Origin of the sequence: Granulicatella elegans ATCC 700633, assembly GCF_000162475.2 — a bacterium.
GTDB lineage: Bacteria > Bacillota > Bacilli > Lactobacillales > Aerococcaceae > Granulicatella > Granulicatella elegans.
Window position 1 is genome coordinate 1304972 of sequence record NZ_KI391971.1, and the last position, 24508, is coordinate 1329479.

Sequence of the window (24508 nt, forward strand, 5' to 3'; positions counted from 1 at the left end):
CCCTTAAATTTGTTTCATTAATTTTTTGTATTTTTTTAGTGCCTATAAAACACCTTTTTTAAGAATAATATTGCCATACAAGGCACTTTCTCCCGTTTGAATCACTAGATAAGCTTTTTCAGCTTGATCATAAAATTCAAAACGTTCAAATTCTTTAATCGCTGCACCTGGATGACTTTCTTCTAATAATTTTTTATATTCGTCCCAAATAACTGGAACTGTTGTATCTCCCGGTACTACTTGCATAAGTCCTGCTTGGTATGAACTATATGTGTCTAATGGTAATAATTTTAGAATTGCTTCTAATGCTACTGGAACGCCATGTCCATCCATACGAACTACACGTTGCCCAATGCGGTGAGCTGGAAAATTCGCATCCGCGATTACCAGCTCATCACCATGACCCATTTCCATTAAATATGCCACTAAATCAGGACTCAAAATTTTAGGAATTTGTTTTAACATGATGAAATTCCTTTCTTAATTTGTTTGAATTTTTGTTGAATGTTAGAAAATCCTTCAACTGCTTGTGGCTCATATCGAGTCACAACTTCTGAAGCTTTAATCAGATTTTGTGCTTCTTGGCGTGAATGAATCACTTCTAGTGTCAATAATTGTGAAAGGATATTTCCTAACGCACTAGCTTCTACCGGTCCTGTAATAACAAGACGATTTGTGAAGTTAGCAGTAATTTGACACAATAGTTTATTTTGGATTCCTCCACCTACCATTTGAACGGTTGTCATTTTTTGTTTTGTTAAGTCTTCTAATTGTTCAATTGTTTCTAAATAAGTTAATGCTAAACTTTCAATCACAATTCTTACAATATGTCCTTTTGTTTGCGGAACAGCTTGTCCAGTTACTTTACAAAACTCTTTAATTTTACTTTCCATATCTCCTGGCGAAGCAAATACTGGATCGTTTGGATAAATCCATGTGTGATTATCCGTTACTTTTTCAGCTAATTGTACCATTTCAGCAAAGCTTACTTCTTCACCTTGACTTCTCCAGTCACGTTGTAATTCTTGGATAATCCACATGCCAGTTGTATTTTGAAGTAATCTGTATTTACCATCGAAGCATCCTTCATTTGTTAATCCTGATTCAAATGCTTCATCAGTAATAATAGGTTTATCAGATTCAATCCCTACTAATGACCAAGTACCACATGAAATAAATACAGTACCTTTTTCATTTTCATAAGGAATTGCTAAAACTGCTGCAGCTGTATCATGTCCAGCTCCTGCAATTACTTTAAACGGTTCAACTTTTAATTCTTGAACAATTCTTGGTGATAAATCTCTTAATACAGATCCATTTTTAACTGGTGATGAGAACCATTTGGTTGGAATTCCTAGCTTTTCAAAAATTTCTTCTGAAAAATCTTGTGTGAAAACATCAAGTAAACCACTCGTACTTGCGATTGTATATTCGTTTGCAAGAACACCCGCTAATAAGTAATTAATTAAATCTGGGATAAACAAAACTCTTTGTACGACTTGTTTTAGCTGTGGTTTTTCTTGTAAATCTGAATAAATTTGCAAAATCGTATTATACGTTGCAGGTTGAACTCCTGTTTTCTTAAATAATTCATTTTTAGAAATTAATTGATAGAACGATTCTTCATAACGTCCCATTCGATTATCTCTGTAACAATGCGGTTGATAGAGCAAATCTCCATTGTGATCTAAGTATGCATAGTCCACTCCCCATGTATCAACAGAAATGGAACGAATCGGAATAGAATCATTTGAAGCTTTTTTAATTCCTTGTTTGATTTCACCAAATAAGTGTAACAAATTCCAATACAATCCATCGTTAAGATTCACCGGTTCATTTTTGAACCGATGAACCTCTGATAACTGGAGGGAGCTGCCATTATAAACGGCTTGCATGACACGACCTGAACTTGCACCTAAATCAATAGCTAACACTTTCATTAAGCTCATGCTTTTTCCTCCAAATTCTTTATATTTTATTCATATAATAATGCTTTGATTTCTTCTTTGTCGATGTTTGAAGCATCATACCATTTAGAACCAGTATCTACGTCTTTAACTGTTTCACCTTTAGCTGAAGCAATTGCTAATTTAACAGCTTGGTAACCAATTTGAACTGGGTCTTGAGTTACAGAACCTACAAAGACACCTTTACGGATAGCATCTTGTTGTAAAGCACCTGAGTCAAAACCAACAGCTAAGATTTTATCTTTGCCTAATTTAGATTCTTTGAAACCACCGTTTGCGTTGATGATTGCTTTAGCAGCAAATTCATTTGAACCATAAACTGCAATAGTATCTTCTTTTTCTAATACTGTTGAAGCTTCTGTTTTACCAGCAGCATCGTCTACTTGTGCTGGAACACGAACTTCAATGACAACTTTTGCATCTGCTTCAGAAACATTGTTTTTGAATTTGTCATGTCCAACTACAGCTGTTTTAATACCTTTTTTCTCTAATAATTCAACCATTTTATCAATGAAACCACTTGTTCTTTGAGTGATTGATAGAGAGTTAACTTCTTGAGAAACTACCCCAATACGAGTTTTTTTATCTCCAACTTTGCTTTCTAATAATTTGAATAAGTTTTCTGCAGCATTTCCCCCAGCAGCGTGGTTGTCAGTTGAAGCTGTTGCTTTAATAGCTCCTTCTGGTGCACCAGGTACCCCTGAGTCAAACCCGATAATTGGAATATTTTTACTTTGAGCTTGTTTAATTGCATCTAATTCTGCTTCAGTATCTAAAGCTGCTAATGCAATTGCTTTTGGATTTTTATTAATTGCGTTGTTTAATTGTTCTAATTGTTCAGCAATAGCTGTTTCATTTTGAGGTCCTACGAATGTAATTTTAGCACCTAATTCATCTGCTGCTTTTGAAGCACCTTTGTTAACTGCTTTCCAAAAGTCATGTTGGAAACCTTTCGCAATTACTTCAACTTTAAAATCTCCACCTTTAGAGCCTCCGCTACCTCCATCACTTGATTTTGATGAACAGCCTGCTAAAATCGCAGATGCACAAGCAAAAGTGGCAATTGCAAATTTCAATGATTTTTTCATAAGATTTCTCTCCTTTTATTTATCCTTTATAGGATATATACTAAAATTTTGAAACACTCAATACTTTTTAACGCTTATTTTTTCTTATTTTGACGGATTAAGATATCAGAGTAAACCGCTACAATTACTACAAATCCTGTGATGAATAATTGATAGTGTGGTTGTAAGTCGATATATGGTAAACCAATCTTCAATACTGACATAATGAATACCCCAATAATTGTACCAATTACTGAACCAACACCACCGGCTAATGAAGTACCACCAACTACTACCCCTGCGATTGCATCAAGTTCCATACCGTTACCAGTACCAGGAAGAATTGTTGAGTAAGTTGCTGCATATGCAATACCAGCTAAACCTGCTAATAATCCACTAATTACATAAGCTGTACCTTCCCATTTGATAACATTTACCCCAGAAAGTCTTGTAGCTTCTTTATTAGAACCAATTGCAAAGATATAACGACCAACTTTTGTTTTATTTAAAACAAGTGCTGCTAAAAGTGCAACTACAATCAGAACAACTAAACCTGTTGGAAGATTATCTTGTGTTCTGAATAAGTCTTTATACCAACCTTCACCTGTTCCACGTAATGGGAAAGTGATACTTTGTACATTAGATACGATCGAACTTAAACCACGTGAAATCATCATTGTACCAAGTGTTGCAATGAATGGTGGTAAACCAAATTTTGCAATTAATACTCCGTTGAATAATCCGAATACACCTCCAATCACTAAAATTGCTAAAAGTGCTAACCATAAAGGCCAACCCATTTTTGTATGGAGTACACCACCAGTAATAGCAGCACACATCATTACTGTACCGATAGATAAGTCAATCCCACCAGTAATAATAACGAATGTTACCCCAATAGCTAAGAACCCAATGTAATAAGATGCATCTAAGATGCTCACTGCTGTATCAAATGAACGGAATGATTCACTTGAGATTGCAAAAAATGCGAAAATTACAATCAATGCGATTATTGCGATTAATTTTTGTAGCCCAACTGTTTTTACTAGTTTAGTCCAGATGGAGTTTCTCTCTTCCATATTTATACCCCTCTTCAATTATCGATCTGTAGCTAATGCTAAGATACGTTCTTGTGTTGCTTGACTAATGTCAAGTTCTCCTGTTTTACGTCCTTCACACATAACAACAATACGGTCACTCATACGTAGTATTTCTGTTAATTCTGAAGAAATCATAATGATTGATTTTCCTTGAGCAACTAGCTCGTTCATCAATGTATAAATCTCACTTTTAGCACCAACGTCAATTCCTCGAGTTGGTTCATCAAAGATTAAGATATCACTGTCTTGTTCTAGCCATTTTGCAATAACAACTTTTTGTTGGTTACCACCTGACAAGTTTCGAACTAATTGTTTTGAGGATGGTGTTTTTGTTCTTAATGATTTAACAAATTTATCACTTGCTGTAACAATTTCTGCATCATTGATTAAACCACCATGTACATACTTATCTAAGTTTGTCATTACTGTATTATTAGCAATTGTCATATCAACAATACATCCATAACGTTTACGGTCTTCTGATAAGTATCCAATACCTTCACGAATAGCATCTTGAGGATTTTTAATATCAACTTCTTTGCCATTAATCTTAATGGTACCGCTATCTTTTTTATCCGCACCAAATAATAAACGCGCTACTTCTGTACGACCTGCACCCATTAAGCCAGAGAAGCCTAAGATTTCGCCTTTTCTTAATACAAAGCTTACATCTTTTACAGAACTTCCTGCATTTAAATGTTCAACTTCTAAGACTACTGGTGCATCTTCTGGTACTGCTGATGCTGCTTTTGGATCTTCGTAAATTGTACGTCCAACCATCATCGCAATAATTTCGTCTTTAGTTGTATCTTTTGTATTTACCGTACCAACATATTCACCGTCACGCATAACCGTTACTCGGTCAGTGATACGAGCAATTTCGTCCATACGGTGAGAAATATAAGTAATTCCTACGCCTTTTTTACGTAAATCATCAATAATCACGAATAATTCATTAATTTCTGACTCTGTTAAAGCTGCAGTTGGTTCATCGAATACGATTACTTTCGCATCCATCGATAACGCTTTTGCAATTTCAACCATTTGTTGTTTCCCAACTGTTAAATGACCCACTTTTTCTTGTGGATTAATATCCAGTTTTAACAAGTTAAATAATTCTTTTGCCTTTTTATTAGCAGCATTATCATCGATAAAGAACCCTTGACTAATTTCTTCACGACCAATGAAAATATTTTGTGCTACCGTTAAATCATTCATCATATTTAACTCTTGGTGAACGATAACAATACCATCATCCATCGCTTCTTTTGGTTTTGAATATTCCACTTGTTTTCCGTTATAGTGAATCGATCCTTCGTTTGGTTTATGAATCCCTGTTAGTACTTTCATTAATGTGGATTTCCCTGCACCGTTTTCACCCATTAGGGCGTGTACTTCTCCAGCTCTTAAGTCGAAATCTACACCTTTTAAAGCTTTAACGGGACCAAAACTTTTAACGATTCCCTTCATTTCAAGAATAACTGGATTACTCATGCGTTTCACCTACCTGTTCCAGTTTTATAACTCGCTCTTGGAGCGCTTTCATTTGTTTTTGTTGTTCAACGACGATGCCTACCATTTCTAAGAGTAAGTGACTATTCATAAAATGATCTTGTGCATGCACTGCAAGCAATGTTGGAGAACTTGCTTCTCCTTTAATTTCTAATTGAATCATTTCCGTTTGAATATTGTGAGCTTCTACTCCTTTAGCTTTTGCTTCATCGAGTAATTCTCTTGCAGATGATAAATCACCTGCAAGAGCACTCTTCATTGATTGCATCGCTAAAGATGTTACTTTACTACTTTTTACTATGAGTTGCATCAACCGTTGTGTATCTGCTTTTTTAGTATCACTCATAAGTTTATCCTAATAATTCAATACCTTGTTTAAGAACTTCTTCTCCACGCATATTTTCAAAATCTTCATCTGAAATTACTGCAACTGGAATATCAAGGTTTGCTTTTGCTTTTTCTTCAAGATAAGCTAATTGAGGTGATAATAGTAGAACATCTACATTTTTTAAATTATCAACACCTGTAATCCCTACAGAGTAGAATGAATAATTTAATTTATCACGATAAATTACTTCATGAATTCTTTCTACTAACATACTTGTTGTTAATCCGCCAACACAGGCTAAAATAATTGTTTTTGTCATTCTAGTTACCTCTTTTATTTATGAATTGGACCTAATAATTGACAAGCACGGTAATCAGCTGATTCTAAATCTTCTGTTCCGAATAATGACCAATTTTTCGGTCTGAAAATATCTTCTTCATCCACATTGTGCATATTTACTGGAATACGTAGCATAGAAGCTAATGTAATTAAATCTGCTCCAATATGTCCATAAGAGATCGCACCGTGGTTAGCACCCCAGTTGTTCATCACATCGTATACTGATTTGAATGCGCCTTTTCCTGTTAAGCGAGGAGCAAACCATGTTGTTGGCCAACCTGGGTCTGTACGATTGTCTAATGTATGGTGAACTTCTTCTGGTAATTCTAATGTGTAACCTTCAGCAATTTGTAATACTGGTCCTACACCTTTTAATAAGTTTAAGCGAACCATTGTTACAGGCATATTTCCTTTTGTTAAGAAGCGAGTAGAGTAACCACCACCACGGAAGTATTCTCTGTTTGCTGCTGGGAAATCTGTATTTTCAAGCATTGCATCTACTTCATCTTGTGTTAATTCCCAGAATGGTTTCATAACAGCTTCTCCATCACGAGTAGCTTGTCCTGTTCCATCTAAAGTACATGATCCTGAGTTAATTAAGTGTAAGAATCCATTTTCTGCATGACCTTCTAATTTATGTCCTGTTACACGTTCAACTGCATCTGGACTCCAGTAAGTACGAACGTCTGCGAAAATTTGAGGTGTATTTGTTAATAAGTAGTTGAATAACATTGATACACCATTTAAAGCATCATTTTCTGTAGCGAAAATATAAGGACGACGGATACCATTCCAGTCAAACTGTGTATTTAAGAATGTTTCCATAAAGTCCCCATTAGGGAAGTGGTCTGTCCATTGACGTTGACCTTGGAATCCTCCAACTAAAGCATAGTGACCAACAGCTTCTTCCTCGAAACCTAGTTCAGCTAAGCGAGGGTTACCAACCATTAAGTCACGTCCAATCATGAACATTTTGATAACAAATTCCCATTGTTTATCTTTTTCTTCACGACTTAATACTAAATCTTCACGGTTACGGTCAAAGCCTTCTTTAACATTTTCTTTTACCCAAGCTAGAGCACGTTCAAATTCTTCATGGTCATAAATACCACGGTCGATACGACGAGTAAATTCTGTCATATCCACTGATTCATTACGCATTCCTAAATATTCTTGGAAGAAATCAGGATCTACGATTGAACCACCAATACCCATTGAAACACTACCCATTGATAAGTAAGCTGTGTCTCTCATTAATCCAGTTGCTAATGCTGCTCTTGCATAACGTAAAAGTTTTTCTTTTACATCTTCTGGAATTTCTGTAGTAGATGCTTCTTGAACATCTTTACCATAAATACCAAATGCTGGAATTCCTTTTTGAGCATGAGAAGCAAGAACTGCTGCTAAATATACAGCTCCTGGTCTTTCAGTTCCATTGAATCCCCAAATAGCATGTGGAATATCAGGTGACATATCCATTGTTTCACTACCATAACACCAACATGGAGTTACTGTAATTGTTGCACAAACATTTGATTTTTTGAACAATTCATGTGATGCAGCTGCTTCTGGAACACGTCCAATTGTTGATGGTGAAATCACACATTCAACAGGTTGTCCGTCTGGATATTTCAATGTTGACTCTAGCAAAGCTGCCACACTTTTGGCCATATTCATTGTTTGTACTTCTAAAGATTCGCGAACCCCTTGACGACGGCCATCGATCGTAGGACGAATCCCGATACGTGGATGTTGTATCATTTTTTCCTTCCTCCTTGTTTATACCTTTTATCAGTACGATTCCTGTAAAATCTAGAATACATTACTGAATTTTAATAACTTCCTACCATTTAAAACATTTGTTTTAAGTATTTCACCCTCCTTAATTTTATTGATACCTGTTGGCGTTACGATGATGGAATAATCATCAAATCGAATCGAGATATTTTAAACTGTTGTACAACTCTTTTTAGTCATCCTTCTAACAATTCATATCACAAATTCGGTTTTAAACTACTTGTTCATCAAATGTCATAATAGTATCCTCTTTTTCTTGATTTCATCATACCAATATTAGAAAGCGTATACAATATATGAAAGCGCTATTGAAATTTCGCCAAAATTTGTGCTATAATTTGTTCATAATTGTTCATAATTGTTCAAGGTGTACTATATCAGGAGGGTTTATTATGGTTTCATACGAAAGAATGACCAAGATTTTAGATATTTTATCGAAGAGAAAAATGATATCTACGATACAATTGGAATCTCTTATGTACTGTTCAACTTCAACCTTAAGAAGGGATTTAATCCAGTTAGAAAAAGATGGAAAGATTATACGAACTCATGGGGAAGTTAGACTAGTTACAACCAATAATGTGGAATATACTTATGATAGTCGAAAACAAGAAGAAACTTCAGGTAAAAAACATATCGCCGAAACTGCTTCAACTTTTTTAACAGACAATCAATCTATTTTTATTGATAGTTCTTCAACAGCTGCTATGCTCGTTCCGTATTTTGCAAACTTACAAAATTTACGTGTTATTACAAATGGGATTGAAATAGCTCGTCAATTAAATAATTATGATAATATTACTTTATTTTTCTGTGGAGGGCATATTGATTATGGAACAAATTCGGCATTGGGAGATTTTGCTATCCATTTTATCAATAATTTCCATGCAGATATTTGCTTTATGAGTTGTAGAGGACTTGATCGTTTTGGTGCTTATGAAGCAAACTATAATCAAGCTTTACTAAAACAGCAAATGATTGCGAATGCAGACGTTACAGTATTATTAGCAGATTCTTCAAAGTTTAATACGAGTCACTATTTTAAATTATCTAATTACAATGTAATTGACTATATTATTACAAACGAAGCACCTGTTGATTCATTCCAAGACACTGTTACTAAGGAATGTGAAATACTTTGGTAGTAGCTATTAAATCGTTATAAAAATCTTTGACCTTTTTTGTATTTGATTTTTCTTCAATGCAAAAAAGGATTTTTTAGGTACAATAGATGAATTTTGTCTAAAAAAGTGAAAAACACACTTGTTTGAAAACGTTAAAAAAGATATAATAAATTGTGATTTTAATCACAATATTTATTTTAGGGAGGATATAAAATGAAGAATAGTAAATTTAATTTTATATTTATGCTTTTATCAATGATTTTAGTTTTAGTTGGATGTTCACCATCCAAAAATAGCGGTTCTTTTGAGGGAATAGGAACTGGTAAGCATGGTGAAATTAAAGTAATGGTATCCATTAAAGATGCTAAAATTACAAAAATTGATATTACAAAACAAAGTGAGAATAAAGTATTAGCAGATAAAGTCTATAAAGAATTATCAACTAATATTATTTCAAAAAATTCTGCAGATATAGATGTTGTCTCTGGAGCAACTGCAACAAGTGAAGGATATTTAGAAGCTGTTAAAGATGCTTTAAAAAAATCTGGGATTAACTTAGCAAGTGTAACAAATAAAATTAAGGACAGTGAACAAATTCCAACAGAACAAACCTTTGATGTAGTCGTTGTCGGATCTGGTGGTGCAGGCTTTAGTGCAGCAATTGAAGCAAAAGAAGCAGGAAAATCAGTTGCTATTATTGAAAAACTACCTGCAGTTGGAGGAAACACCCTTATTTCAGGAGGAGAAATGAATGCTCCTGAAAACTGGGTACAAAAAAATCTAGGAATTACTGGTGATTCTGTTGAATCTTATTATGAAGATACTATAAAAGGCGGAGACCATGCAGCAAACCCTAGTTTAGTAAAAATTATGGCTGAAAAAGCTTTAGAATCTGCTGAATGGTTAAAAGATGAAATCCATGTTGAATTCCTTTCAGACCAATTATTCCGTTTTGGAGGTCATAGTTATAAACGAGCATTAATTCCTGTTGGGCATACTGGAGCAGAATTAATATCAAAATTAAATGCTAAAGCTGATGAACTAAAAATTCCAATTTTCTTAAATGTAAAAGCTGAAAAATTAATCAATAATTCAAACGGCCGTGTAATTGGAGTAAAAGCAAACGATAAAAATAAAAAAGAATTAACTTTCAATGCAAATAATGCAGTAGTTTTAACAACTGGTGGATTCGGTTCTAATGTTGAAATGAGAACTAAATTTAATAAAGAATATGATTCTAGATATAAATCTACAGATTCAGTTGGTACTACAGGTGATGGAATTATTATGGCACAAGAAGTTGGTGCTGCTCTAAACAATATGGAATATATTCAAACTTATCCAATCGCTAATCCAAAAACTGGAATGATTTCATTACTAGCTGATACTAGATTTGATGGTGCAATTTTAATCAATCAAGAAGGTAAACGATTTGTAGAAGAATTAGATCGTCGTGACGTAATTTCAAAAGCTATCTTAGCTCAAACTGGCGGATATACTTACCAACTTTGGAATGATGATATTGACGCAATTTCTAAAACAAAAGAAGCTCATAAAGCTGAGTACGATGAATTAATTCGTGAAAAGTTATTAGTCAAAGCTGATACTTTAGAAGAAGCTGCAACATTCTTTAATATTGATATTAATAACTTAAAAGATACGATTTCTAAAGTAAATATGTATGCAAAAGAAAAAGATGATAAAGATTTTCACCATCGTGGCGGTTTAGTCTCTTTAGAAAATGGTCCTTATTATATTCAAAAAGCCGTTCCTTCTGTACACCATACTATGGGTGGTTTAGTCATAAATGAAAAAACTGAAGTATTAAATGAGAACGGTGAACCAATTCCTGGATTATATGCTGCTGGTGAGTTAACTGGTGTTATTCAAGGTAAAAACCGTTTAGGTGGAAATGCTATTACAGATATTATTACATTCGGTAGAATTGCAGGAAAACAAGTCGCTAATTAATAACTTATAGAAAATAATTAATAAGAAACAGTCGAACTTTAATAACAAGATTCGACTGTTTTTTAGCTTTTACTCTATAACCTAAAAATATCAAAAAACGTCCCATAGTAGCACTAATTATGAAATCGCTAAGCTTACTTGCATCCTTCTGCTACTATAAAGGGACGTCTATTCATTTTCTTTCTCTCATACATATCCATTCAAGCACAAAAAAGACTTCCCATAGTAGCATTAGTCCAATAAGCCGCATTTGCTGCTTATTGGACAGGAAACTTCGAGACCTAGGCTCGAAGTTTAGCAATGAGACTCGCTTTTGCGAGGCTGCTTGCATCCTCCTGCTACTATACAAGGGAAGTCTATTCATATCTATATAACATTGTTACAGCTCTCTTCGTCCTTCAATTGCTTTGAATAAAGTCATTTCATCTGCATATTCAATATCACTACCAACTGCAAGACCATGAGCTAAACGCGTCACTTTAATTCCAGCTGGTTTAATTAAACGAGATAAATACATCGCAGTTGCTTCACCTTCTGCAGTTGCATTAGTAGCAATAATCACTTCTTCTACAGTAGGATCCTGAAGACGCTGAATGAGAGAAGCCACATTAATATCATCAGGTCCTGTTCCTTCCATTGGAGACAGAACACCATGAAGAACATGGTACAAACCTTTATATTCCTTCATTCTCTCTAAACTCATCACATCTCGACTATCTTCAACAACTAGTATTTTTGTTCTATCTCTAGAAGCATCTTGGCAAATCTCACAAGGATCTTCTTGCGTAATATTTCCACAAACAGAACACATTGTTAAATCTCGTTTACAACTAATAAGTGCATTGGCAAAATTCATCACTTCTTCTTCCGGCATTTCCATACTGAAAAAAGCAAGACGAGCTGCTGTTTTTGCCCCGATTCCAGGCAGTTTCATATAACTATCCATTAATCGAGCAATTGGTTCTGGATATTGCATCCTCTCACCTCAACTCATTAAAATCCAGGGATATTTAATCCTCTAGTAAATTGTCCCATTGTTTGTTCATTTGCTTTTTCAGCTTGCTCTAAGGCACGATTTGTTGCCATTAATACTAAGTCTTGTAATAATTCAACATCATCTCCATCAACCGCTTCTGGTTTAATCGATACTGAAAGTACTTGACGTTTTCCGTTCACTGTTACTTGTACTAAGTCACTTTGAGAGCTTCCCACATATTCTGTTTGGTTTAACTCCTCTTGAGCTTGTGCCATTTGTTTTTGTAATTTTTGCATTTGTTTCATCATGCCTTGCATATTTCCCATTCCACGCATGTTGATTCCTCCTTAATTGTTTTCTGTTTCTTCTGAAATATGAACAATTTCTTCTCCAAACAAATCAATCGTATTTTGAACTAATTGTTCTACTTCATTTTTTTCTTCTTCATCAGTCGGTTGCTCTTCCATTTCTGTTGCATGAGTCACACCTTCTGATTCTTGCTTTTCTTTCTTATCTCGTAAATAATCTTGTCGAATTTGTACCCATTGTTCTCCTGTCACGCTGACAAAATTCCCCGGATACTGTGCTAATGTCTGACAATGACGAGCAATATCTTCATGAAGTTCTACACTTTCCTGCGCTCTTTGGCATAAAATTTCATAATCAAATTTTAACACAAATCCATTTGGACTAGCTGCTACAGGTTCACTTGCTTTCAATAATGCTCTTTGAGTGGTAGAAAGCATTTGTAATAAATCGCCCCACAATTCTCGAATAAAAATTAAATCTTTACGAGTTGCAGCATCAAGCACTTTATAAACTTCACCAATATTTGGCTTATACGTACTTGCTTTTGCTTGTAGAGTTGATGTCGCTTTTTTAGGAGCTACTACTCCTTGTCCTTGTAATAATTGAGACATCTGTTGTTGTAAACTTTGTAACTGTTGTTCCAATTGTGAGACATATTCCTGATTAGTTGAGGCTGCTTGTTGATCTACTGCTACTACTGGTTGTGCCATTTTAATCGTAAAGACTTCTAAACTAATGGTTGGTTTTGTTGTAAATCGCATTTCTTGTTGCGTTTGATTTAAAGCATCCATAAATCGATATAAAAAGGCTTCTTCAACTTCTTTTGCAAACTCCACAAAAACTTCACTTCTACCAATCATATCTCCGGTTTGTTTTGCCACTAATAAATCTCTAGAAAATTCTAGCCATTCTTCAATTAATCGAGACGCTTCTTTTCCTAGCAATAATAAGTCTTGTAATTGTAATAATGCTGCTTGGGCTTGTTGCTGAGTCAATAATCGAACAAATTCAATCATTAAATCATCCGTTAAACTTCCAGAAACTTGAATGGCTTGTTCAAAACTCACTTTATCATCACTAAATGAAATGACTTGATCTAATAAACTTAATGCGTCACGCATTCCACCATTAGCACAACGAGCAATAACACTTAGCGCTTCTTCTTCATATGCAATCTCTTCTTGTTCTAAAATATAACGAAGTCTTTGAATAATTTCATCATTCGTTATTCTTCTAAAATCAAATCGCTGTGTTCGTGAAATAATCGTTGCTGGAATTTTATGCGGTTCAGTCGTTGCTAGTATAAAGATGACATTTTTTGGAGGTTCTTCCAATGTTTTTAATAAAGCATTGAATGCTCCTGTTGATAACATATGTACTTCATCGATAATATAAACTTTATACGTTGCTTGAGTTGGAGCATAACGAGCTTTATCTCGAATATCACGAATTTCTTCTACCCCATTATTACTCGCCGCATCGATTTCAATAACATCCCCAATCGTTCCTTCTGTAATACCTTTACATAATAAACAGTCATTACAAGGTTCTCCATCTTGAGGATTCAAACAGTTAATTGCTTTAGCAAAAATTTTCGCAGCACTTGTCTTCCCAGTTCCTCTTGGACCTGTAAATAAATACGCATGACTTGTTTTATGATGGATAATCGCATTTTTCAATGTTTTCGTAACTGCAGTTTGTCCCACCATATCTTCAAATTTTTGCGGTCTCCATTTTCGGTATAACGCTTGATAAGCCATCGGTCTTCTCCTTTTGACTTTATACTAAGAAAACACAACGCTACAATCGTAGGTTATGTTTTCTATCCTTTACTATTTTACATTTTTTTATAAGATTTGACTACCGGAATGTTCCAAAAACAGACATCGGTGCTTTAGAGTTTGCAATAAAATTTGTCACCTCTGGAGTCGTAAAAATATTCAAGCAATGTTTTGCACGAGTACAAGTTGTATAGAACATAAATCGTTCTTTCATCGTTGCATAGCGATCTTTTGTTGCTTGCCAAATAAAGACTTGGTCAAATTCTAGCCCTTTAGCAACTTCAATCGTTGTCACTACTAATCGACTACCTAATAATTCACTTGTATCTTCCAATAATTCCGCATCATACTCGACTAATTCTTTTTGTAAAGCTTTTGCTTCGTCCATTGTACGGCAGAAAATAGCATTTGTATGATAACATTCAGGTGTATCTTCGACTAATTTCTTCAATCGTTCAATTGAAGGTTCTTCATCAACAAATACCCCTACTTCTTCACCTGTACGTGGGAAGACATTTTTATCTAATTCCCAACCTAAAATACTATTGGCAAAACGAGTAATTTGCGCAGTACAGCGGTAACTAATTTCTAATGAACGATGTTCTAATACACGTTCTTTGAAAAAGGCTGCTACTAATTCTGGATGACGTTCTTCTAAAGAGAAAATTGTTGTAGCTGTTGAGAATGATTGGAATGTATCTCCAACTACTGTAAATTTCGCTCGGAAATAATAATTAGATAATGCTGCCATGAATAATAATGATACATCTTGAACTTCATCAATAAATAAGTGAGTATATCCTTGATAATCACGAATTGGAGCAATCATTGTTGCTACGTAAAGTAACACTCTTACTCCTTCTGCTGTTACTTGAAGACGTCCTTCACCTGTATCTTTTAAAGGTAATTGAGCATTATCTACTTTTCCTAATTCTTCTCTACGCTGTTTAGCTAGCGGCATCCAGTCTTGTAAATGTTTTGCAAAATTCACAAATGCAAACATTTCTACTTGTTGCTCTGCTTCTAATGATTGTTTTTCAAATACTCGTTGTCCTAGCATTTGATAGTATTCTGTTTCACTATTAAATTCTTCATTTTTCATCAATACTTCAATTTGCATCGATGACATTTCTTCATATACACGTTTAGCAACATCAGAAACATAGAAACGATTCAAACGACGTTTTAAGTTCTTTTCTAAGACTTCCTGAATTTGTACCAATTGTTGATATAATGTTAATTTAGGATTTACTTGTTCAATAATTTTTTGATAATCTTTTTCACCAAAAATTCTAAATCCTTTAATGGAAATCGGACGAAAATGTAAATTCGCTACAGATAAAGCTGGCAATTGCTCAGTAATTAAAGCTGCCCACTCACTATCTGTTAAATACGCTCTTCTCGTTTTAGTTGGTACTAACATACTTGTTTTATTTAAGAAAAATTTCTTAAATAATTCTACTGTATGTTGTGCTAATGTTTGTTGATATAATTCACTACCAGTTAAATTAGGAATAACGTGTGAAATATATTTGGCAAATAATTGATTTCGTGATAACAACAACATATCATTATGACTTTGATCTTTTGATTGATACATCAAATACGCAATTCGTTGTAATAAAATAGTAGTTTTACCACTACCTGCACAACCATTAACAATTAACCAATCCTTTTGTTTATGACGAATAATTTCATTTTGTTCCTTTTGAATCGTAGCTGTAATTCCTTCTAAATGTCCATCACGATTCGTAGGTGCACTTAATGTTTCCATTAATAATGATTCTTCATTTTCTACATCATAGACCGATTGAATTTTACCTTTTTTAATGACAATATCTCTTTTTAAAGAGGCTTGTCCATGTTGAATTCCAGAAGGTGTTTGGTACGTTAAATCCCCCAATGTTCCTTCATAAAATAAACTGGCAATTGGCGCACGCCAATCATATACTAGCACTTGCTTTTCTTCATCAAAAAATGTTGATGAACCAATATACATTTTTTCAACTTCCGGTTCACCTTCAAATTGAACATCAATTCTTCCAAAATAAGGAGATTCTTTTTGATTTTCTAATTGGTGAATCGAAAAATCAATAAAATCTTGACGTTGTTGATCCAAATTTTCATCTTTTAATCTTAGTTTTTCAGATTGTATTTTTTCTTCAAATTTTGATTGAACTTCTACTAAGTGCTTTTCTTCTTCTTTGAACCCTTTATTTTTCACTAGAGAGCTCCTCCATCTATCCCAAAATACTTACTTATAAAAACAGGCTGGAACGCTAGCCCCAGCCTGTAATTTCTTCTATGTACATACAGCACATAACGAACGATACTTATAGCTGCTTCCTTCCGGACCTGACTCGATTCATATGTTCGCTATTGCCATATGGCCTAACGGCAGATACTATTATACTCTACTTTTCTGAAAATTGCAACAGTGCAAAGAAAATAGTTTTCACGGTGTCAAACACAAGTGATAATGTCTCAAATCAAAGAAGTAACATCACATTATATTTATAATTAATTAGATATCAAGGATGACGGCTAAAACTAATCCAACGCCGACAAAAAAGTCCCTAGGGAACTGACATTCCTTAGAGACTTTGCTATGCTAACGCACTACATTTTCGTAAAATATTATATCACTTAAAATTTAAGCTGTCTAACTCTTGAAAAATTAGCAGTTTTATCTTATTAAACACAAGTAAAAATAATCAAAAGAATATTATTATAACAACGTGATTTTTTACACATTTCACTGTTATTTTCATTTCGTTTATGGTACACTCTCGGCGTAGAAAGTTTTAAAGCGGTGGCAATCTCTATAAAGGTAGGTGATGCTTATGAGCATCTTCATAAAATCTATCGAAAGGAGGTTGTATTTTGTCAGTCTATGAAGCTTTGACATTAGTGTGTTCTTTTGCGACTTTATTAGTTGCGTTAGTAGCACTCATTGTTAAACTAATAGATATGAAAACAAAAAAATAACACCGCTCTAACTTTGGTAGAGTGAGCGGTGTTATATACACTGTAAACAAGCCACCGTCTTTTTAACGGGCTACATTAGAGTCGAGTTACTGCTCGGCTCTTTTTGCATCTTCATTATACCAAAAACAAAACGAATTGCAAACGTTGCAAACCCATATTTCCTCTCAGTTTAAACACAAGTTAAACTTCATTTCTATAACCATTCACGATATTTCTTAATATACACTTTTTTTACAATCGTTACTAATAACATATAGCTTACTGTAATTAACATTAAAGCTAAGAAATACATCCCATTTAAAGTAGCTAGTTTTAAGGAAGCTGCTAATGGTGTATACGGTAAAACTGTCACAATAAATAAAGCAAATAATGATGTCACTAATAATGAAAAGGCTGGTTTTGATTGAATAAATGGTAATTTAGGAGAACGAAGCATATAAATTACCATTGTTTGTGACCACATGGATTGAATAAACCAACCTGTTTGGAAGACCATTAAGAAGAAGGCAGGATTTGTTGACTCTGCATAGCTACTTCCTGTAATCATTGGTGCAATTCCAAAGAACATCACTGCAAATGTAATAATATCAAAAATTGAACTGGTTGGTCCTAACCATGACATAAATCTTGTAATTGATTTAGCAGTCCATGCACGTGGTTCTTTCAGGAAATCTTCATCCACATGATCAAATGGTAATGCTACACAACTTAAATCATAAATCAAATTCAAAACAATTAAATGTACTGGAGCCATTGGTAAAAATGGTAAAAATACACTCGCAAATAATAATGAGAAAATATTTCCAAAATTTGATGAAACGGTCATTTTGATATATTTTGTCATGTTCGCATATACTTTACGACCTTCAATTAATCCTTTTTCTAACACTAATAAATCTTTATCTAAAAGAATAACATCTGCTACTTCTTTAGCAATATCGACTGCTGTGTCTACAGAAATCCCTACATCTGCTACTTTTAAAGACGGCGCATCATTGATTCCATCTCCCATATATCCTACTTTATGCCCATTTGCTTTTAATAATCGAATAATACGAGCTTTTTGTTCTGGAGATAGTTTTGCAAAAATAGTTGTTTTTTCAGCTTCAATCGCTAAAGTTGCATCATCCATCTCTTCAATATCTGTTCCTAATAAAATATGATCAACTGGTAATCCTACTCGTTCGCACACAGTTTGTGTTACTTTTTCATTATCACCTGTTAAAATTTTTGTCAAAACACCATGTTCTTTTAACGCTTGAATTGCTGGTGCTGCAGAAGGTTTTGGTGGATCTAAAAATGCTAAATATCCCATTAAAATCATATTGGATTCATCTTCAACTGCAAATCGATGAGAAGCATTTGGATAAAATTTTTGACTAACACCTAATACACGAAGTCCTTGTTCATTTAATTGAGAAACAGCTTCTAAAATATTTTGACGAATCTCTTCTGTAATTGGATGAATTTCTTTCCCATCTTGTACATGAGAAGAAATACTTAACATTTCTTCAAGAGCACCTTTTGTCACTAATAATGCTCCCTCTTGACTTTCCTCTTTAACAATAACACTCATACGACGACGTTCAAAATCAAATGGTAATTCATCAATTTTTTGATAGCGAGTTGAAAGATCTCGTAAATCTTCATGCTCCACTGATTCTTTTTCTGTACGTGTAATAATCGCACGGTCTAATAAATTTTTCAATCCTGTTTGGAAATAACTATTTAAATAACCAATTTTCAGAACTCCTAAATCAAGATTTGCATGAATATCAAGAGGATATTCTAAAATAATTTCATCTTGTGTTAATGTTCCTGTTTTATCCGTACAAAGAATATCAATCGCGCCTAAATCTTGAATCGCATTTAATTTTTTAATAACTACTTTTTCTTTTGCCATAATAACTGCACCTTTAGCAAGGCTTGCTGTAATAATCATAGGCAACATCTCTGGTGTTAAACCAACCGCAACACTGAGTGCAAACACTCCTGCTTCTAACCAGTCACTATCAGTTAATCCGTTAATCACAAATACAACTGGAACAAGCACTAACATTAAACGAATGAGTAACCAAGAGATTGTATTCATTTCTTTTTCAAAACTTGTTGGCTCATCAAAAGTATTTAGCGTCTTTTCAATACGGCCAATCATCGTATCATTTCCTGTTACTAAAATAACTGCTAGCGCACTTCCACTCACTACATTCGAGCCCATAAATACAAAGCGTTCACTTTCTAATACAGGTTTTTGAGTTTCTTCTGAAGGAATCCATATTGCTTTTTTCTCAACAGACTCGCTTTCACCCGTTAAGCTTGATTGTTGGATAAAGAAGTCTCTTGTTTCAAGCAACAAAGCATCAGCAGGTAACATATCTCCTGCACTTAATTTAATGATATCCCCTACTACTAATTCTTCAATAGGAATTTCTTGTTGAACTTCATCACGAATGACTGTAGCCGTATTTACAATTAAACTCGATAAATTACTTGCTGCTTTATCACTTTTTAGTTCTTGTACAAAACGAATGCCTCCTGAAATGAGGACTAAAACAACAATAATAATCGATGTTGTTGGATCTTCTTCACCAGGTTTTGCTAAAATCACATTCGTCATTAACGAGATCACTGCAATCACTAATAAAATAACTGTAAATGGATTAATAATTGATTCATAAATTTTCTTCCAAAGTGGCACTTCTGTTGCTTTTGTTAATTTATTTTCTCCATAAGTATCACGAAGTGTTTCCACTTGGTCTTCTTGAACTCCAGTAATAGAAGTTTCTAATGCATCTAGTACTTCTACTACAGATTTTGTCATTGCAAAATCAAATCTTTCTTTTGCTGTTTTCATTTTACTTCACCTCTTTTTTAAAGTCAGATGAAGCAATGGTGATTATCATGCAATCGCCTTTGTTCATCTGCTAAGTTTTGCTTACTATCCGGTTCCGGCATTTCTAATCACCCCTTTTTAAAAATTTTGGCAAATGAAAAAACATCTTGTTGCGTGCTTAGACGTAACAAGATGCCTTCAAATACATTCTTATTTTGATTCCCGTCCAAGCTTTAACATCATGGAGCAATGAAATGACATTAGTTTCTGCCTTCACGACAGGAACTGCTAACCAGCGAATAGTGTCTCCACTACTTTGCGGTAGCCATCCGTATCTCCATGGTAGTCTCACCTACCGATTTACATATTCAGTATACTTAATTCATTTATCTACTGTCAAATAAAAAGAAACAGCGCTTTTCTAAGCGTAAACGCGTAGAAAAAAATTCTAACCGTTTATTTTTATATACTCTAAACAACTAAGCATCATACCCAATCTCAAAAAACGCTAGTTCTAAAGCTACAGCTTGATCCCAACGTTCTTGAAGTTCTGAAATAGTTCCTTTATCCTTACAAACTCGATTCAACTCATCCACAAGAAACTGAACCCATTCTTTAAAAAATTCTCCTCGATGAAGATGAATCCACTCCAAATGAATATACTTCTCTGGAAGAGGTAATTCCTTAGAGCCCCAATCTAAATATAGCCCTTCTGCAATAACTAACATCACTAAAAGCTGCGCATAATCAGATGAATCCACGGCAGAATACATTAATTGTTGAAACTCTTTTGTCACAGGATGTAACGTTACTTCTAAATATTCTTTTTCTGTCACTCCTAATTCTTTAAAAGCTTTTTGAAAATATCCATCTTCATCTGCTTCTAAAAAGCCTAATTGTTTAGCAAATCTTAGTTTTGCTTCAAGTGTGTCAGCATGTGCGACACAAGCTCCTAACATCGATAAAAAAACATCAAAGAAATGATAGTCTTGAATCAGATATTTTATTAGCACTTCATCCTCAATCGTTCCTTCAAAAAGCTCCTGTACAAAACGATGATTGACTGCTGCTTGCCAATTTTTCTGACTATTTCTAAGGAATTCTCCCACAGCATCTCCCGTTTTAAAAGCATATTTTTCCATATCTAACCAATCCTTTCCTTTTCCATATTATTTCCAGAGGGCAAAAATCCTCTTTCATTTACCAAATAATGAGGCAAACAAAAGAGGATATTAGATGATTGTTCAAATATGAGTCTTTTTCCTTAATCTTTTCTATGGATTAAACATCAATAGCGAATCATTTCCCTTCGACAGTACGAACTGCATCCGGTTCAATGGGTATCATCTCAGCCATAAAGGCACCCCAAATGTTCTCTCATTTCATTCGAAGACAGTATAACAATACTGAGATTTAATGTAAAGGTTTTGAGTTCTGAGTTTATAAAACCATTTTAAACTTCTTAATAACTCCACACATACTTAAAGTTCCCCAAAGAAAAAATAGTTTTCATTTGTTCAGATTGTTCAATTACCTAAAATGTACATTTTTACTCATTACATTTATAATAATGAATAAGTAAATTGATTAAGGAGTTCCTATGAAAGAACAAAGACCTAACTTTAAAGATATCCATTCATTTGAAGAATTTAATTGTTACTATTGGTACCGAGAAGAACTATCACAAATTTGTAAATCCCTTGGATTAGAGTATAGAGGTACGAAGCAAGAATTGAATGATATAATCCATCAATATTTTTTAGGAAATAAAATAGAAAAAAGAGTGAGCAACAAAACAAAAAATCAAGTCAAAGTTATAACTTTGGAAACTCCATTACTTTACTGTGGTTTTTCTTTCAATCAAAAATTTCGAGATTATTTTTCATCTGTAACAGGGATTAGTCCATTTAAATTTAGTGCTGATATGGCAACAGCTTGGCGAAAAGTAAAAAGAGAAAAAGACATCAACTTCACGATTCAAGATATGCTTAAAATTTATTATGGTGAATCAGATTATGCCAAATATGATAGTTCAGCTTGTCAATGGAATCAGTTTTTAAAAGATTTTTGCTTAGATGAATGTAGCAATTTTTATTCTCATAAATTAAAAGTTGCATCTATTCTTTGGAAAGAAGTTAGAAATTCTACAAATGAAAAGATTTATACAAGAGAACTTTTAAAGAGATATGAACACAAAGTATCGGAATACCTTAAGAAATCAGATTCTAGTTCATCGAATTAAATAAAATAGAATAGTTAATTACAAAAGAGAGCGGTAGTAAAAACAAAAAACGGTGAGTAACCTAAGGTCATTCACCGTTTTCTAATTTCTTTTGTTCTTTTCGTCTTTTATTTCGTTCTCTTAATCCTTTAAAGAAGTCTTTTAAAATTTGTTGACACTCTTCTTCTAACACGCCGTGTTCGACTTCTACTTGATGATTAAACCGTTCATCTTGTAATAAATTCATAAATGTTCCTGCTGTTCCGGCCTTTGGATCAAAAGCTCCAAACGTTACTTTTTTCAAACGTGATAAAATCATCGCTCCACTACACATAGGGCATGGTTCTAAAGTCACAAACAGTTCGCAATCTTCTAATCGCCAACTTCCTAGAACTTGATTAGCTTGACGAATTGCTTTAATTTCCGCATGTAACGTTGCATCTTGTTCTTTCTCACGCAAATTATGTCCACGTCCAATAATTTCCCCATTTAACACAACGACTGCGCCAATAGGAACCTCTTCTTTATCATACGCTTTTTGCGCTTCCTTTAAAGCTTCCCTCATAAACATTTCTTTTTCCTTTTGTTCGATGATTCTCACCTCATTTATCCAAAAGTTTCAATGTTTCTTCTCGTTTGATGACTAATTCTTTAACAAGATGATAGATGACTGCACACAATGGTGTGAAGAAAATTAATCCTAAAATTCCAAATAAATTTCCACCAATCAAAGCCGCAGCTAATGTTAAAACTGTTGGTAATCCAATAGAATTTCCTACCACACGAGGATAAATAAAATTCCCCTCAATTAACTGTAATCCATAAAAGACACCAATTGAAATTAACGCTTGAATTGGGCTTACTGTAAAAATGAAAATAGCCCCTAACATACAAGCTGAAAATGGTCCGATATATGGAATGAACGACAACACTCCTGCCAAGACACCAGTAATGGCTGCATAAGGCAATTGAAACACACTATACGTCACAAACACTAATGAACCAATAATCATCGCTTCAATTAATTGTCCCATTAAAAATTTATCATAAGTATCTAACGTGATTTTACCGATATACTGAAGTAATTTATATCGATTTTCTGGAAGAATTACCTTTAACAATCGAGTGATTAAATATTGTAACTGCTCTTTACTTCCTAAAATATTTAACATTAAAAATACTGCCATTAAAATCGTAAATACATTAGAGAATATTCCTGTAATATTAGAAGTAAAGCCACCTAGAAACGATACTACACTAGAAACAATATTACTTTGATTAATAAATCCTGTAATCCGTTCTACATCAGCTGCTTGTAACCATCCTGAATTTTGTATCCAATTCACACAAAAATCCATTAAGTAATTAAAACTTTCTCCTAATTGAACAACGGTTCTCGCTAAGGTTGGAACAATAATCCAGGAAATTGCTACTACAATCGCAATAAAAATGAATAGTACTCCTAAAATAGCAATACTCCGTCTTAAAGAAGGAGGTACTTTAATCTTCTTTAATTGTTTTTCCATATGTTTCATTGGAACATTAAAGATGAATGCCATTAATAATCCTAAAACAATAGGGGACATCATTCGTAAAAAAGCATTCACTCCTGTATATAAATGGCTAATATTTAATACGAAAAATAAACACGTCGCCGCAACTGCAATTAATATTAATTGTTGTTTAAAATTTTTCTCCATTACTTGTCTCCATTTTTCTGTAATTTCTCTTGAATTTCTTTCATAAGACCTTCACATCCTAAACAAACATCTTGATACGTTTGTTCAAAATCTCCTGTATACCATGGATCTGCAATATCTCGATTGCTTCCTGCAAAACTTAATAAAGAAGCAATTTTAGCAGCGGTCTTTCCTTGCATCATTCGTTTAATATTCATCATATTTTCCGAATCCATTCCAATAATATAATCTGCATCGGCATCGACTGAAGATAATTGTCTAGAATACATCCCCTCAGTAGAGATTCCTACTTTGGCTAATTGTTTTCTAGTACCAGAGTGAACAGGATTGCCTTGTTCCCAAGAACTTGTTGCAGCAGAATCAATCATGACTTGTTGTTCCAAACCTTTATCTTTCACCATTTGTCTAAAAACTGCTTCTGCCATCGGTGAACGGCAAATATTTCCTAAACATACAAATACAACTTTCATCTGCAACTCTCCTTTTCTCTTTCTG

At 33.9% G+C, this 24508-nt stretch carries 21 protein-coding genes, 1 other RNA gene and 2 riboswitches; of the genes, 4 read left to right on the forward strand and 18 right to left on the reverse strand.

Translation table 11 applies throughout. The features are described 5' to 3' along the window. Window positions 1-42: 42 nt before the first annotated feature. From HMPREF0446_RS06155 to HMPREF0446_RS06190, 8 genes are all read right to left on the reverse strand, one after another. On the reverse strand, window positions 43-465 hold the full coding sequence (locus HMPREF0446_RS06155; protein ID WP_006703365.1) for an RbsD/FucU family protein: 423 nt from the start codon (window positions 463-465) through the stop codon (window positions 43-45). Beyond that, window positions 459-1949: a rhamnulokinase gene (locus HMPREF0446_RS06160; RefSeq protein ID WP_006703364.1), complete on the reverse strand. Its 1491-nt coding sequence runs from the start codon at window positions 1947-1949 to the stop codon at window positions 459-461. Before HMPREF0446_RS06160 ends, HMPREF0446_RS06155 begins: the two co-directional genes overlap by 7 nt. A gap of 26 nt (window positions 1950-1975) precedes the next feature. Further along, window positions 1976-3055, reverse strand: a complete 1080-nt coding sequence (locus HMPREF0446_RS06165) for an ABC transporter substrate-binding protein (RefSeq protein ID WP_006703363.1) — start codon at window positions 3053-3055, stop codon at window positions 1976-1978. Between the two features lie 74 nt (window positions 3056-3129). Continuing rightward, window positions 3130-4113: an ABC transporter permease gene (locus HMPREF0446_RS06170; protein WP_006703362.1), complete on the reverse strand. Its 984-nt coding sequence runs from the start codon at window positions 4111-4113 to the stop codon at window positions 3130-3132. A gap of 18 nt (window positions 4114-4131) precedes the next feature. Then, window positions 4132-5628 carry a sugar ABC transporter ATP-binding protein gene (locus HMPREF0446_RS06175; protein WP_020991404.1) on the reverse strand — a complete coding sequence of 499 codons (1497 nt, stop codon included), beginning with the start codon at window positions 5626-5628 and terminating at the stop codon, window positions 4132-4134. Next, window positions 5621-5992: a PTS lactose/cellobiose transporter subunit IIA gene (locus HMPREF0446_RS06180; RefSeq protein ID WP_006703360.1), complete on the reverse strand. Its 372-nt coding sequence runs from the start codon at window positions 5990-5992 to the stop codon at window positions 5621-5623. Before HMPREF0446_RS06180 ends, HMPREF0446_RS06175 begins: the two co-directional genes overlap by 8 nt. A 4-nt stretch (window positions 5993-5996) precedes the next feature. Then, window positions 5997-6293 carry a PTS sugar transporter subunit IIB gene (locus tag HMPREF0446_RS06185; RefSeq protein WP_006703359.1) on the reverse strand — a complete coding sequence of 99 codons (297 nt, stop codon included), beginning with the start codon at window positions 6291-6293 and terminating at the stop codon, window positions 5997-5999. Window positions 6294-6307: 14 nt separating this feature from the next. Continuing rightward, window positions 6308-8074: an L-fucose isomerase gene (locus HMPREF0446_RS06190; RefSeq protein ID WP_006703358.1), complete on the reverse strand. Its 1767-nt coding sequence runs from the start codon at window positions 8072-8074 to the stop codon at window positions 6308-6310. 428 nt (window positions 8075-8502) lie between these two features. On the opposite strand from HMPREF0446_RS06190, the gene HMPREF0446_RS06195 reads away from it, so the two are divergent. Together HMPREF0446_RS06195 and HMPREF0446_RS06200 are read left to right on the forward strand one after the other, a co-directional pair. Next, entirely contained in the window at window positions 8503-9255 is a 753-nt protein-coding gene (locus HMPREF0446_RS06195) for a DeoR/GlpR family DNA-binding transcription regulator (RefSeq protein ID WP_006703357.1), read from the forward strand. 192 nt (window positions 9256-9447) lie between these two features. Further along, a complete protein-coding gene (locus HMPREF0446_RS06200) occupies window positions 9448-11205 on the forward strand; it encodes a flavocytochrome c (RefSeq protein ID WP_006703356.1) in 1758 nt (585 codons plus the stop codon). Between the two features lie 379 nt (window positions 11206-11584). Here HMPREF0446_RS06200 and recR read toward each other — a convergent pair whose 3' ends face one another. The 5 genes from recR to ffs form a co-directional block, all read right to left on the reverse strand. Next, complete coding sequence (recR, locus tag HMPREF0446_RS06205) at window positions 11585-12181, reverse strand: recombination mediator RecR (RefSeq protein ID WP_006703355.1); 597 nt, start codon at window positions 12179-12181, stop codon at window positions 11585-11587. Window positions 12182-12198: 17 nt separating this feature from the next. Further along, window positions 12199-12516, reverse strand: a complete 318-nt coding sequence (locus HMPREF0446_RS06210) for a YbaB/EbfC family nucleoid-associated protein (protein ID WP_006703354.1) — start codon at window positions 12514-12516, stop codon at window positions 12199-12201. 12 nt (window positions 12517-12528) lie between these two features. After that, window positions 12529-14250 carry a DNA polymerase III subunit gamma/tau gene (gene dnaX, locus HMPREF0446_RS06215; RefSeq protein ID WP_006703353.1) on the reverse strand — a complete coding sequence of 574 codons (1722 nt, stop codon included), beginning with the start codon at window positions 14248-14250 and terminating at the stop codon, window positions 12529-12531. 100 nt (window positions 14251-14350) lie between these two features. Next, window positions 14351-16495, reverse strand: a complete 2145-nt coding sequence (locus HMPREF0446_RS06220; protein WP_006703352.1) for a HelD family protein — start codon at window positions 16493-16495, stop codon at window positions 14351-14353. Between the two features lie 80 nt (window positions 16496-16575). Beyond that, window positions 16576-16662: signal recognition particle sRNA small type (ffs, locus tag HMPREF0446_RS08370), an RNA gene on the reverse strand. Between the two features lie 492 nt (window positions 16663-17154). On the opposite strand from ffs, the gene HMPREF0446_RS08375 reads away from it, so the two are divergent. Then, entirely contained in the window at window positions 17155-17259 is a 105-nt protein-coding gene (locus HMPREF0446_RS08375) for a putative holin-like toxin (RefSeq protein WP_169816068.1), read from the forward strand. 193 nt (window positions 17260-17452) lie between these two features. Here HMPREF0446_RS08375 and mgtA read toward each other — a convergent pair whose 3' ends face one another. Both mgtA and HMPREF0446_RS06230 read right to left on the reverse strand, forming a co-directional pair. After that, a complete protein-coding gene (gene mgtA / locus HMPREF0446_RS06225) occupies window positions 17453-20113 on the reverse strand; it encodes a magnesium-translocating P-type ATPase (RefSeq protein WP_006703351.1) in 2661 nt (886 codons plus the stop codon). A 191-nt stretch (window positions 20114-20304) separates the two neighbouring features. Further along, window positions 20305-20459, reverse strand: a riboswitch (M-box (ykoK) riboswitch). 112 nt (window positions 20460-20571) lie between these two features. Next, window positions 20572-21234 carry a TenA family protein gene (locus HMPREF0446_RS06230; protein ID WP_006703350.1) on the reverse strand — a complete coding sequence of 221 codons (663 nt, stop codon included), beginning with the start codon at window positions 21232-21234 and terminating at the stop codon, window positions 20572-20574. A gap of 145 nt (window positions 21235-21379) precedes the next feature. Then, window positions 21380-21470: riboswitch (TPP riboswitch) on the reverse strand. A gap of 222 nt (window positions 21471-21692) precedes the next feature. Here HMPREF0446_RS06230 and HMPREF0446_RS06235 point away from each other — a divergent pair. After that, window positions 21693-22334 carry an SAP domain-containing protein gene (locus HMPREF0446_RS06235; protein ID WP_006703349.1) on the forward strand — a complete coding sequence of 214 codons (642 nt, stop codon included), beginning with the start codon at window positions 21693-21695 and terminating at the stop codon, window positions 22332-22334. Between the two features lie 67 nt (window positions 22335-22401). Here the strand turns inward: HMPREF0446_RS06235 and tadA are convergent, their stop codons facing one another. From tadA to HMPREF0446_RS06250, 3 genes are read right to left on the reverse strand one after another with little or no spacing between them, the layout of a single operon-like run. Continuing rightward, a complete protein-coding gene (gene tadA, locus HMPREF0446_RS06240) occupies window positions 22402-22908 on the reverse strand; it encodes a tRNA adenosine(34) deaminase TadA (protein WP_040507957.1) in 507 nt (168 codons plus the stop codon). 7 nt (window positions 22909-22915) lie between these two features. Beyond that, a complete protein-coding gene (locus HMPREF0446_RS06245; protein WP_006703347.1) occupies window positions 22916-24013 on the reverse strand; it encodes an AI-2E family transporter in 1098 nt (365 codons plus the stop codon). Continuing rightward, window positions 24013-24483, reverse strand: coding sequence for a low molecular weight protein-tyrosine-phosphatase (locus HMPREF0446_RS06250; protein ID WP_006703346.1), 471 nt, complete (start codon window positions 24481-24483; stop codon window positions 24013-24015). The genes HMPREF0446_RS06245 and HMPREF0446_RS06250 overlap by 1 nt, the downstream gene beginning before the upstream one ends. Between the last annotated feature and the right edge of the window lie 25 nt (window positions 24484-24508).